Source organism: Tunturiibacter psychrotolerans (assembly GCF_051013365.1).
GTDB classification, from domain to species: domain Bacteria; phylum Acidobacteriota; class Terriglobia; order Terriglobales; family Acidobacteriaceae; genus Edaphobacter; species Edaphobacter psychrotolerans_A.
Map to the genome: position 1 here is coordinate 1,901,230 of NZ_CP132941.1, position 11,641 is coordinate 1,912,870.

Here is an 11,641-nt window from a genome sequence, read left to right on the forward strand (position 1 = left end):
CACAACAAAATCCACGAAAAACCTCTGTCAAGCCCCCAAATCCTCTAAAGCCATATCAAACAACGACATCCCCGTGACGCATGAGTTCCACTCCATCCCGTAAAATAGAATCAGCATAGAAAAATTAGCCCTTTTTGCATTCCAGCAGCGACGAGAAGCACCGTAACTCGTTTCATTGGACGAATTTAGCCGTAACCCATTTAGATAGACGAATTTAGCGCCTAACACCCTCGCCATCTAAATGAAAACAAACAACTTGTGCGCGGGTAATGGGGAGGGGGGTACCCCTCCCAACGACCAGTCACAGTGAACAGACACCGAACGCAGAGGTCAATTTTGAAGATCGTTCTCGCCGAAAAAGTCTCTCCCGCCACACTCGCAGTCTTCCAACAAGAACCCGGCTGGCAAATCGTCACCCCAGACCAGATCAAAAACGGTCTAGCCGCCGAGCTAGCCGACGCCGACGCCCTCGTCGTCCGCTCCGCCGTCCAGGCCGACGCCAAGCTCCTCGAGTCCGCCCCCAAACTCCGCGTCATCGGTCGCGCCGGCGTAGGCGTCGACAACATCGACACCGACGCCGCCACCCACCGCGGCATCGTCGTCATGAACACCCCCGGCGCCAACGCCGTCGCCGTCGCCGAGCTCACCCTCGGCCTCATGATCTCCCTCGCCCGCGCCATCCCCCGCGCCAACTCCACCATGCACGCCGGCAAGTGGGACAAAAAGTCCCTGCAGGGTCAGGAGCTCCGCGGCAAAACCCTCGGCATCGTCGGCCTCGGACGCATCGGCCTCGAAGTCGCTCGCCGCGCCGCCAGCTTCGGCATGAACATCATCGGCTACGATCCCTTCGTCGCTCCCGTCATCGCGCGCGAAAACAACGTCACCCTCGTCCCCATCGACGACATCTTCAAGGCCTCCGACTACCTCACCCTCCACGTCGGCCTCACCACCCAGACCGAAGGCCTCATCAACGCCACCTCCATCAAGATCATGAAGAAGGGCATCCGCATCATCAACTGCGCCCGCGGCGAACTCATCGTCGAGCAGGCCCTCGCCGACGCCATCAAATCCGGCCACGTCGGCGGCGCCGCCCTCGACGTCTTCCACCAGGAGCCGCTCAAAGAGTCGCCCTTCTACAACCTCGACAACGTCATCCTCTCCCCCCACATCGCAGGAGCAACCGACGAAGCGCAGGAAGCCATCGGCATCCAGCTCGCCATGCAGGTCCGCGACTACCTGAAACTCGGGGTAGTCCAGAACGCCGTCAACCTCCCCTCGCTCTCGCACGAAGAGTACAAAGAGATCGCTCCTTACATCGAGATGGCCGACCGCCTCGGTCAATTCCTCGCCCACGCCACTCCCGGCAACCTGGAAAACATACAGATCTCCTACACCGGCCGTATCGCTGCCGGCAAAACCGACCTCATCCGCAACGCCGCCATCGCCGGCATCTTCAGCAGTGCAGATGGTGGCAGCACCGCCAACCGCATCAACGCCGCAGCCATCGCCGCCGAGCGCGGTATCCGCATCCAGGAAGATAAAAAAGAGTTCACCCCCGGCGGCGCAGGTTCGGTCCTCAAGATCGTGCTCCACTCCTCCGATGGCGACGCCAGCGCCTCCGCCACCGTCCTCCACGGAAACTCGCCCCGCCTGCTCAGCTACGACGGCATCGACATCGAGGCCCCGCTTCACGGCACCCTCGTCGCCATCCGCAACCACGACGTCCCCGGCGTCGTCGGCCGCATCGGCACCATCCTCGGCGAGCAATCAGTCAACATCGCCAACTTCGCTCTCGGCCGCGCCCACTCTACCCAAAGCCACCGCGTACCCCACGGCCAGGCCCTCGCCGTCGTCCAGATCGACGTTCCCAAAGCCGCCTCCGCCACCGCAGCCGTGGAAGCCCTGCGCAAAGTAGAAGCCATCGCCAGCGTCCGACTCATCGAACTGGGCAAACTCTAACGCTCCAAAACGGATGAGGCCTGAAAACGCACCTTCAAGCCTCGTCCTGCATCCCAATAAGTAAGAGATAGAGAAAGAAAAGCCATGCCGCTCTACGAATACGAATGCACCACCTGCCACAAGCACACTGAAAAGATCCAGAAGTTCTCCGACCCCGAGATCACCGTCTGCCCCCACTGCGGCGGCCACCTCGAGCGCGTCCTCTCCGCCCCTGCCGTCAGCTTCAAAGGCGGCGGCTGGTACGCCGACGGCTACGGCAACGCCAAACCAAAGTCCGCCAGTGGCGACAGCAACGGATCAGGATCAAGTACCAGCGGCTCCAAATCTGGTGATTCGAAGTCCGGCGACTCAAAGTCCGGTGACTCAAAGTCGAGCACCGACTCCAGCTCTTCAGGCAGCAGCGCCCCGGCGACCGCTACGTCTACACCAACAGCATCGCCTGCAGCAGCCTCCTCGTCGTCAGACAAGAAGTAGTCGCAAACCGCCGCAACCTCGAAGGCCGGAAGATAAGAGCAAGAAGATAATGCTTCGCGCTCCGGCCATCTTTCCGCTATCCTCGCTTTAAATCCAGTCATCCAGTCATCGCTCCATCGAGCAAGCAGCTCTGCCGCAGACGCAGCATCGCCGTCGCCTCTCCCATCTCGCAAGAAGGGCCAAGCAATGGAGCAAACCGTCGCAACCATCCCCGAGTCGAAAGCTCCATCAGGCCTGCGCGTCAACATCCTCTCGCCGACCGAGACCCTCGCTCAATCCATCTCCACAATCGCTCCAACAACCACTCCAACGATGACGATCCCACTCGTCTTCGCCCTGGCCGGCAACGGAACCTGGCTCGCTTACCTGCTTGCGACAGTCGCAGTTCTTCTCATCGCCCTCTGCATCAGCCGCTTCGCCCGCTACACCTCCTGCTCAGGAGCGCTCTACACCTACGCGACCTCAAGCCTCCCTCCAGTCGTCAGCAGCATCGCCGGTTGGGCTCTCCTTCTCGCCTACGTCGCCACAGGAGCAGCCGTCGCCGGAGGCTTCATCAACTACGCCAACGTCTTCCTCACCGTCCTCTTCGGCCGCACCGCTCCCACCACCATCCTCGGCCTGATCTGCGTCGCCGCCGCCACCGCCATCGCCTATCGCGACGTCCAGGTCTCTGCACGCCTCATGCTCTGGATCGAAGCGCTCTCCGTCCTCTCCATCGCCATCGTCGTCATCCTCCTTCTCTGGCACAACGGACTCCACATCGACCGCCCGCAACTCCACCTCACCGGAGTCTCTCCCTCCGCAGTCCGCCTCGGCGTCGTCCTGGCCCTCTTCAGCTTCGTCGGCTTCGAGAGCGCCACAACACTTGGCCACGAAGCCGTCAACCCCCTCCGCACCATCCCACGCGCTGTCATCCAATCCGCCATCTTCTGCGGCCTCTTCTTCATCCTCTGCGCATACGTCGAGACCTTCGGCATGGCTGCAGCCCACCAGGACCTCGGCACCTCTACCGCACCACTCAGCGTCCTCGCAACCCTCGTAGGCGTGCGGCCGCTCGGACCACTCATTGACTTCGGCGCGCTCGTCAGCATGTTCGCCTGCACTCTCGCCTGCATCACAGCGGCGGCCCGCGTGCTGATGCGCATGGCCCACAACGGCCTCGCGCACCACCATCTCAGCACCGCTCACCAGAAGAACGCCACACCCAGTTCCGCCGTCTTGCTCACTGGCCTCTTCACTGCGTTCCCGGTCTGCGCACTCGCCGCACACGGCATCTCCGGCATCGACATCTACGGCTGGATGGGTTCGCTCTCGGTCTACGGCTTCATGACCACCTACGGCCTCGCCGCAATCGCACTCCCGATATACCTCAAGCGCAACCGCACCCTTACCCCTGGTACCATTGCACTCTCCATCGCCGCCACAGTCGCCACCCTGCTTGCACTCGCCGGAACGCTCTACCCAGTCCCCGCCCCACCCCTCAACTGGCTTCCCTACTTCTACCTCATCTATCTTCTCTGCGGAATCGCATGGTATCTCATCACCCGCAACCGCACCCCTCAACTCTTAACCAGCTAACCGAGCAAATCATTCCTCGCCGATATCTTCATTCCAGATCTCCGGCTTCTCCGCGATAAAACCCGTGAGTAGATCCGAACACTCCTGCGAATCCAGATCGATCACCTTCACTCCAAGGTCTTTAAGCCATTCCACTCCGCCGGCGAAGTTTCTGCTCTCCCCCACCACCAAAGTACGAATCCCAAATTGACGAATCAATCCGCTGCAGTACCAGCAAGGCGCAAGCGTCGTCACCATGATCTTGTCCTTGTAAGACCGCTGCCTTCCCGCCCTACGAAATGCATCCGTTTCTCCATGCACCGACGGATCGTCTTGCTGCACTCTCCGATTTCGTCCCGAAGCCAGCAGCTTCCCATCCCCATCAAACAACGCCGCACCGATCGGAACACCACCTTCACTCCGACCGGTGCGAGCCTCTTGCAACGCGACTTCAAGCATCGCGCGATACCTTGCAACCTCCGTCATCTTACCCTTTCTCTGGTGGCGGAGGGACCTTCTTGCCAGCCCTCCGCGCCTCTGACAAACCAATTGCAATCGCCTGTTTTCGACTGGTCACCTTCTTGCCACTGCGACCACTCTTCAACGTGCCCTTCTTCATCTCTCTCATCTCAGTCTCGACGTTTTTGCTCGCCGAAGGACTGTATTTCCGCGTCGAGCTCTTCTTCGCCGCTTTCTTCGATGCCGCCTTTTTCGCTGGTGCCTTCTTTGTTGCAGACTTCTTTTTGACCGTCTTCTGAATCGATGCCTTCTTTGCCGCTGCCTTTTTAGTTGCCATGGTTTTGCCTCCTCATTGTAAGAGGCCACCACACCGCTTCAACGTTGCATCAAGAGGTTACATCGAATTCGGAACACAACACCGCAAAGTCATTGCCTACGCCGTCGCCGCCACACCACAATTCCAGCGAGCACCACCAATGCCGTTACACCTACGAGCCGCAGCGTCATCTTGCGTATCCACGAACGCGTTCGTTCCAGCGATCCATCCTGCCACGCCGCATGCACCGCTTCCAAATCCGAAGCCAACCCAGGAATCGTAATCAAATGGAAGTCTGTAACCGGCAACGAACCAAAGATCCTTTCTGGAGAAGGCGGCGCTCCACTCCTATCCTTCGGTATCGCAAGCATCATCGCGTTCGCCTCCGCGTCGCGCGGATCATCAAACAGCGCTGCATCCGCGGTGTTTGGAAACAATGTGTCATGTCCCGTCATCTTCTTCTCAATCGCAGCCACACCATCCTGACACACACCAAGCGGATAGTACCCACCAAACGGAAGATCGGGCCGCGACAAGTGCTGATGCATATACATGATCAAGAATTTCCCAACCAGCCGCGTCACCTCGATCGCATCCGCATCGCGATATTCATGCGCATGACGGCCTAACACCCACGCCTGGTCCAGCGTATCCATCGTGCGAAACTCCGCCTTGCCGTCGATGCCGAAGTACCAGCTCACATCCGCATTCACCTTCGGCCCGCGAATCTCCCACTCATACTCCGCATGGCTCACCGGCACCAGCAGCGATCGCTTTGTCCCGGGAATCCCAATCTGTGAGTTCACAAAGAAAGGCATCATTACATCCTGGCCTTTGAAATGAAAGTGGCCGAAGTTCGCGAAATACCGGGAATCAAACACCCTCACCGTATGACCCGACCGCACCAAAGCCTGCATCAACGCCTCTGGAGTTGTCGCCGTCTCACCGCCGACCTCAGCAGTCACCGTCGCAGCGCCATCCAACGCATTCAGCCCCAGGCGATTCAACACATCCGCCAGCCGTTGGCTATCCGCATGCATCGGGGCAAGCTTCGGATTCACTACATCCCCCTTCACCACACCCGCGCCCATCTCAGTCACCAGCGTCGCGTTCGAAAGCCCAGGCAGCGTCGACGGCTCATTCAGACTCACCGTCTCCGCCTTTTCAGGCGAGTAGCTTCCCAGGTCCAGATACTCCGTAATCAAACCTTTGTCGGCACCAGTTGTCCAAGTCTCCGTCGGCGCACCTGAAGGTGTTCCCGGCGGCGTGTCCGGATGCTTGACCACGCGCGTGATCACCCCCACCGTCGGATTAACTTCCTGCATCGTCCACCCCGGAAACCGATCCAGCGCCTGCCAATCCTTGCCCAGAATCAGCTCTCGAAGCTTTTTCATCAGCGCGGGAGTCATCAACGCCGGACCCTTCTTACCTCCCTCATTGAGCCGGGCCAGCATGGCGTCGGTAAAGCCAGGCGTGGCCGAGAGCTCCCGCATCATCTGCGAAAGGAGCACCGTGTTCGCCGGCATCGGCTCCTCCGGCACAACATACGGCGCCTCGCTCCTGCACCCGATCAGAGCCAGAAAAACGCTCACAAACACTCCACGACAAACATTCCTGGAATACGAGAGACGTAAACGCATCCGCCCATTAAACGCTACGCCGCGCCACGCGCACGGACTTATTTCAACTCAAAAATACTAGCTTTTACCGACAGTAAGGAATCGCGACTTGCATGCGTTGAGACCTAAGAGCAAACCTCTCACCCTACAGCGAGCCCAGCGCATCCAGCTTCTTCGTCACCAATTCATTCAGTAACGCCGGATTCGCCTGTCCCTTCGAGAGCTTCATCACCTGCCCAACAAAGAACGCAGCCACGGTCTTCTTGCCTCCGCGATACTGCTCCACCTGCTTCGCGTTCCCCGCGATCACCTCATCGATCATCGCCTCAATCGCGCCCGTATCCGAGATCTGCTGCGGTTTCTCCCGCTCATACACAACAGGAAAGTCCTCATTCTTCTCAAACGCCGAATCCAGCAGCTGCTTCAGCATCTTGCTAGACAGCTCACCCGACTCCGCCAGGTCTGCCGCCATCACAACGCCTTCCATCGACACCGGCGACTGCTCCAGCTCAAGCCCCGCTGCCCGCAAACGCATCGTTAACTCACTCGTCAGCAGCGCAGCCACACGACGAGGGCTCTTCGCCTTCTTCGCTGCCGTCTCAAACCGATCCGCAAACTCCCGCGTCGCCGTCAGCGTAGCCGCATCCTGAGCCGAAATCTCATACTCCGCAATCATCCGCGCCCGCCGAGCCTCAGGCAGCTCCGGCAGCATCTTCAAAATCTCCGCCTGCCACTCCGCCCCAACGACCAGCGGCGGCAAATCCGGTTCCGGAAAGTACCGGTAATCATGCGCCTGCTCCTTACTCCGCATCGAGTAGGTCCGCCCCTCTGCGTTATTCCAGAGCCGCGACTCCTGCACCACCCGCCCACCATCCTCGAGCACGCCAATCTGACGTTCGATCTCGTACTCCACCGCCGCACGAATGTAACGAAAGCTGTTGACGTTCTTCACCTCAGCCTTCGTCCCAAACTCCTTCGCACCCTTCAACATCACGCTGACATTCGCGTCGCAGCGCAACGAGCCCTCTTCCATATTGCAATCACTCACGCCGGTATAAAGCAGAATTTCCTTCAGCTTTGTCAGGTACTCGAACACCTCATCCGCCGTGCGCAGATCAGGCTCACTCACAATCTCCACCAGGGGAGTACCGCACCGATTCAGGTCGATATAAGTCTTCGACACCGAATCCGCGAACCCATCATGAATACTCTTCCCCGCATCCTCTTCCATGTGCAGTCGAGTCACGCCAATCCGCTTCGTCACCGCGGCCCCTGCAGCGTCGAGCGCGGGCACTTCAATCCATCCATGCTCCGCAATCGGCTTATCGAATTGCGATATCTGGTAGCCCTTCGGCGAGTCCGGATAAAAATAGTTCTTCCGCGAAAAAATACTTGTCTCGCGAATCTCGCAGTTGATCGCCTTCGCCGCCAGCACAGCAAACTCCACCGCCCTGCGATTCAAAACCGGCAGCGCTCCCGGCAACCCCAAACACGTCGGACAGATATGCGTATTCGGCTCGCCCCCATACTTATTCACGCAGCCGCAGAAAGCCTTCGAAGCCGTCAAAAGCTGAACATGAACCTCCAGCCCAATCACAGGCTGGTACTTGGCAAGAATCTCAGGCGTAATCTGCGTCAAAGTAGGCATTTTCACCTTTGATTCTAACAAGCGCGTGCAACTCTCGCAGTTGACGCCTTGTCAGGCCACCGACAAGCTAACATCACAGCAGACATGGAACCCATCACCCACTTCATGACCGGTGCCGTCCTCGCCCGCTCCGGCTTCAACCGCAAGGCCGCCTACGCCACCCTCGCGATGACCCTGGCCGCCGAAGCTCCCGACCTCGATACTCTGTGGTTGATTCGCGGCCCCATCGCAAACTTCCAACATCATCGCGGCTGGACCCACACCTTCATCGGCCTACCATTCGAAGCAGCCGTAATCGTAGGTTTCATATGGCTCTACCATCGCTGGCGCCTGCGCGGAAAAGGCTCCCAAACCGACCAGCAAACCCTCCATCAACGCAAACAGGCCGCGCCCGTCCGATGGGGTCTCCTCTATTGCTTCTCTCTCATCGCCCTGCTCAGCCATCTCTTGCTCGACTGGACCAACACCTACGGCATCCGCCCCTTCTTCCCCTTCGACCCCCACTGGTACGCCGGCTCCATCGTATTCATATTCGAACCCGTCATCTTTATTCTTCTACTTACCGCCCTCATCGCCCCATCCCTCTTCGGACTCATCAACAGCGAAATAGGCGCTCGCAGACCAGCCTTCCGAGGTCGCGGTTGGGCCATCTTCGCTCTGCTCGCCATCGTCGCCCTGTGGGCACTTCGCTTTATCGAACACGCCAAGGCCCTCGAACTCGCCCGAACCACCGACTACAACGCCGCCCCTGTCTCCCGCGTCTTCGCCAGCCCCTTCCCCCTCAATCCATTTCACTGGGAGACCATCGCCGAAACCCCACAGTTCTACCAGCTCGCTTCAGTCGACACTCTCAACAACCTGGCCGCCACCAGCACCCAGGCCGACGTCTTCTATAAACCTCCCACCACTCTCGCCACCCTCGTAGCCAAACGAAGCTGGCTTGGCGAGGCCTATCTCGACTGGTCACAATATCCCATCGTCACCGACATCGGCACCAACGAAGAAGGCCTGACCACCGTCACCTTTCGCGATCTGCGCTTCTTCTACGGCACGCCATTTTTGTCTGGCCGCCAAGATCCCCCTCTTTCGGGCGCCGTATTTCTCAACGCAGACCGCCGCATCGTTCGCATGGAGTTGGGCAACCGCATTCAGCACTAACTGGCGAAAGTCGCCCTAGCTCTCTTCGACAGGAAGACTCGTACCCCTTCGTTTGTCGAAGACCTTCCGCAACACGAATACCAGCAACAGCACGATCAGGACTCCACTGAACCCAAGCACATAACTGAGGTGCTGGTGGATCATATGCGTAATCGTATGCAGAATCGCTGGCCCATAGGTAATCGTGATCAAGGCCCAGATCAAAAATCGTATGAACTTCCCGACGCAGATCGCGGAAAAGAACCAGAACACCTTCATCTCGAAGACGCCCGCCGCAAACTCAAACAGCTTCACCGGAGTCGGCGGTGGCATCATCGCCGGAATCATAATTGCGAGAAACTCCTGCTTTGCGAACCGGTCGCGCATCTGCTCATACCGTTGTCGGTTGATCCTCTTCAGCAGAAACAGCTCTCCGCCCGCACGCCCGAGATAATAGGGCAACAAACTACCCACCGCCGAACCCAGCGCAGCCATAAAACAATAAAGCAGAAAACGTGACTTATCGTGAACCACGTAGTCGATCAGCAGTGCATCAATCGGCACCGGAATCGCTGCAGAATCGATCACCGCCAGCGCGCCAATACCCCACACGCCAAGCGGCTTCAGTGCCGCAAGCATCACGACATTCAATTTATGGAGCAGTGCAACGGGAGAGATCTTCACGGGGTCCTTCTCATTCTAACTGCCGTCGGCCCTTCCATGTTGATCGCTCTCCGTGAACTCCTGATGAGCCGTGCGCCCTGCCAGCAGATCCAGCGCATGCGGCAGCACCGGCAAAATCGACGCCAGCGAACTCCTCGCCCCCGACGGGCTTCCTGGCAGATTCACAATCAAAGCATCGCCCAGCGTCCCACAAACCGCACGACTCAACGCAGCAAGCGGCGTCTCGAGCAGCCCATCGGCCCTCATCCGCTCCGACAAACCATCGACCAACCGCTCACAGACCATCCGCGTTGCCTCCGGCGTCACATCCCGCTTCGCCAGCCCGGTGCCTCCGGTCGTCACAATCAGATCTACAACTTTAGCGTTACGTCGCAACGCCTCGGCGATCTGGTCGATCTCGTCCGGCAGTATCTCGCTCAGCACCTGACCGATTCCTGCATCCTCCAACAGCTCACAAACGGCAGGCCCCGAGAGATCTATCTGTTCCCCGCGAGAACAGCGATCGCTGATCGTCAGCACGACGGCACGAATATCTGGCGCAAATCTTAGAGTCACCCTCCCAGTCTACGGTTTCACTCCACATCTCCGGAAATTCCTGCCGATTCTTCTTTCCCAATACGAGCATCAAAGGTGAGAAAATAGAAGGGACTATGCAAACCGGTGCAGCCCACCGGGGACCACGATCCGTTCCGCCCGCGAAACTTTCGCCTCCCGCAGCCGTCAGACCACATAGCCCATGCCCTCACTCGAGACTCCGCCCAATTCCGCACCTCCCAATCAACCCCTCAAGGTGCGCACTGGCCGCTACGGCGAACTCGAAGAACACGAGCTCATTCACCTGCTCGACTCACTCGACGACGAGCGCTCCAAAGCGCGCTTCCGCGAGTCCATCTACATCTCCCTCATCATCTACCTGGCCATCTTGTGGTTCCTCTTCTATGGCCCTCGCGTGCTCTTCCATCAGCCGCGCCTCATCAGCCCCGCGCAAGTACTCAAAGATCGCGAGCAGCAGCTAACCCGCCTCGATGATCCAACGAATCTTCCCAAGACCGCGTCCAGAACTCCGAAATCTCCTCCGCCGCGGCCCGTCGTCGACCAGAAGATGCTGAAGCAGCTGCAGGCCATGCGCAGAGCCGCTCCGCCAGCTCCGGCCGCTCCCCCTCCGCCGACTCCCACGCCCCCGGTCACGCAACCGGCCCCTCCACAACAGGCGACTCCACTTCCACCAGCCCCACAGCCCCAGCCAACGCAGCAGCCAGCCCAGCAGGCTCTCGTCGAGGCACCAAAGCCCGTCCCGACCCGCCCAAACTTCGGCAATCCTAATCAAACCGCCGGCGATGCCATCCGCCAGGCCGCCCAGGGCGCAGCCCGCGATCACGGCAGCGCCGGTGACACTGGAGGTCAACCCGGCGGACGCGGCGGCATGGGAACCGGCGCCGAAATCCTCTCCGACACCCAGGGTGTCGACTTCGGCCCCTACATTCGCCGCATTCTTCAGGACATCAAACGCAACTGGTACCCCCTCATCCCCGAAGAGGCGCGCCCACCCCTCAACAAACAGGGCGAAACCCTCATCCGCTTCACCATCCTCCCCGACGGCCGCATCGCCGCCATGAACCTCGACGGCAGCAGCCAGGATCAGTCCATCGACAGAGCCTGTTGGGGCGCCATCACCGGCGAAGGTCAGTTCCCCCCTCTCCCGGCCAGCTTCCACGGCCCGAACCTCGAGCTCCGCATCGACTTCCTCACCAACAAACCGCTTCCATAAAGCATGTCCTGCTGACGTGC

The 11,641-nt window shown here is 59.4% G+C and carries 11 protein-coding genes; 5 read left to right on the forward strand and 6 right to left on the reverse strand.

The window, feature by feature from the left end:
* The first annotated feature begins 336 nt into the window (after nucleotides 1-336).
* From serA to RBB76_RS08005, 3 genes are all read left to right on the forward strand, one after another.
* Nucleotides 337-1,959, forward strand: a complete 1,623-nt coding sequence (gene serA, locus RBB76_RS07995; RefSeq protein WP_429627947.1) for a phosphoglycerate dehydrogenase — start codon at nucleotides 337-339, stop codon at nucleotides 1,957-1,959.
* 84 nt (nucleotides 1,960-2,043) lie between these two features.
* The gene (locus tag RBB76_RS08000) at nucleotides 2,044-2,433 is read left to right on the forward strand and encodes an FmdB family zinc ribbon protein (RefSeq protein WP_429627946.1); all 390 of its coding nucleotides are present in this window, start codon (nucleotides 2,044-2,046) and stop codon (nucleotides 2,431-2,433) included.
* A 186-nt stretch (nucleotides 2,434-2,619) separates the two neighbouring features.
* The gene (locus RBB76_RS08005) at nucleotides 2,620-4,011 is read left to right on the forward strand and encodes an APC family permease (RefSeq protein WP_429627945.1); all 1,392 of its coding nucleotides are present in this window, start codon (nucleotides 2,620-2,622) and stop codon (nucleotides 4,009-4,011) included.
* Nucleotides 4,012-4,020: 9 nt separating this feature from the next.
* Here the strand turns inward: RBB76_RS08005 and RBB76_RS08010 are convergent, their stop codons facing one another.
* The 4 genes from RBB76_RS08010 to gatB all read right to left on the reverse strand — a co-directional run bounded on the left by RBB76_RS08010 (nucleotide 4,021) and on the right by gatB (nucleotide 8,032).
* Nucleotides 4,021-4,476: a nucleoside deaminase gene (locus RBB76_RS08010; protein WP_429627944.1), complete on the reverse strand. Its 456-nt coding sequence runs from the start codon at nucleotides 4,474-4,476 to the stop codon at nucleotides 4,021-4,023.
* Between the two features lies 1 nt (nucleotide 4,477).
* The gene (locus tag RBB76_RS08015) at nucleotides 4,478-4,786 is read right to left on the reverse strand and encodes a DUF6496 domain-containing protein (protein ID WP_429627943.1); all 309 of its coding nucleotides are present in this window, start codon (nucleotides 4,784-4,786) and stop codon (nucleotides 4,478-4,480) included.
* A gap of 89 nt (nucleotides 4,787-4,875) precedes the next feature.
* Nucleotides 4,876-6,357 carry a hypothetical protein gene (locus RBB76_RS08020; RefSeq protein WP_429627942.1) on the reverse strand — a complete coding sequence of 494 codons (1,482 nt, stop codon included), beginning with the start codon at nucleotides 6,355-6,357 and terminating at the stop codon, nucleotides 4,876-4,878.
* A gap of 172 nt (nucleotides 6,358-6,529) precedes the next feature.
* Entirely contained in the window at nucleotides 6,530-8,032 is a 1,503-nt protein-coding gene (gene gatB, locus RBB76_RS08025) for an Asp-tRNA(Asn)/Glu-tRNA(Gln) amidotransferase subunit GatB (RefSeq protein ID WP_429627941.1), read from the reverse strand.
* 84 nt (nucleotides 8,033-8,116) lie between these two features.
* Between gatB and RBB76_RS08030 the strand changes: the two genes are divergently transcribed.
* Nucleotides 8,117-9,190 carry a metal-dependent hydrolase gene (locus RBB76_RS08030; protein WP_429627940.1) on the forward strand — a complete coding sequence of 358 codons (1,074 nt, stop codon included), beginning with the start codon at nucleotides 8,117-8,119 and terminating at the stop codon, nucleotides 9,188-9,190.
* A 15-nt stretch (nucleotides 9,191-9,205) separates the two neighbouring features.
* Here the strand turns inward: RBB76_RS08030 and RBB76_RS08035 are convergent, their stop codons facing one another.
* Nucleotides 9,206-9,853 (reverse strand): YqaA family protein, encoded by a 648-nt coding sequence (locus tag RBB76_RS08035; RefSeq protein ID WP_429627939.1) that lies wholly within the window; start codon nucleotides 9,851-9,853, stop codon nucleotides 9,206-9,208.
* A 15-nt stretch (nucleotides 9,854-9,868) separates the two neighbouring features.
* Nucleotides 9,869-10,408 carry a MogA/MoaB family molybdenum cofactor biosynthesis protein gene (locus tag RBB76_RS08040; protein WP_429627938.1) on the reverse strand — a complete coding sequence of 180 codons (540 nt, stop codon included), beginning with the start codon at nucleotides 10,406-10,408 and terminating at the stop codon, nucleotides 9,869-9,871.
* A 181-nt stretch (nucleotides 10,409-10,589) separates the two neighbouring features.
* Between RBB76_RS08040 and RBB76_RS08045 the strand changes: the two genes are divergently transcribed.
* A complete protein-coding gene (locus RBB76_RS08045; RefSeq protein ID WP_429627937.1) occupies nucleotides 10,590-11,621 on the forward strand; it encodes a TonB C-terminal domain-containing protein in 1,032 nt (343 codons plus the stop codon).
* The last annotated feature ends 20 nt before the right edge of the window (nucleotides 11,622-11,641 follow it).

Excerpts from the sequence above, each read along its gene's own strand:
- RBB76_RS08000 (WP_429627946.1), top strand. The coding sequence starts at position 2,044 with ATGCCGCTCTACGAATACGAATGCACCACCTGCCACAAGCACACTGAA.
- RBB76_RS08005 (WP_429627945.1), top strand. The coding sequence starts at position 2,620 with ATGGAGCAAACCGTCGCAACCATCCCCGAGTCGAAAGCTCCATCAGGC.
- RBB76_RS08010 (WP_429627944.1), bottom strand. The coding sequence starts at position 4,476 with ATGACGGAGGTTGCAAGGTATCGCGCGATGCTTGAAGTCGCGTTGCAA.
- RBB76_RS08015 (WP_429627943.1), bottom strand. The coding sequence starts at position 4,786 with ATGGCAACTAAAAAGGCAGCGGCAAAGAAGGCATCGATTCAGAAGACG.
- gatB (WP_429627941.1), bottom strand. The coding sequence starts at position 8,032 with ATGCCTACTTTGACGCAGATTACGCCTGAGATTCTTGCCAAGTACCAG.
- RBB76_RS08030 (WP_429627940.1), top strand. The coding sequence starts at position 8,117 with ATGGAACCCATCACCCACTTCATGACCGGTGCCGTCCTCGCCCGCTCC.
- RBB76_RS08045 (WP_429627937.1), top strand. The coding sequence starts at position 10,590 with ATGCCCTCACTCGAGACTCCGCCCAATTCCGCACCTCCCAATCAACCC.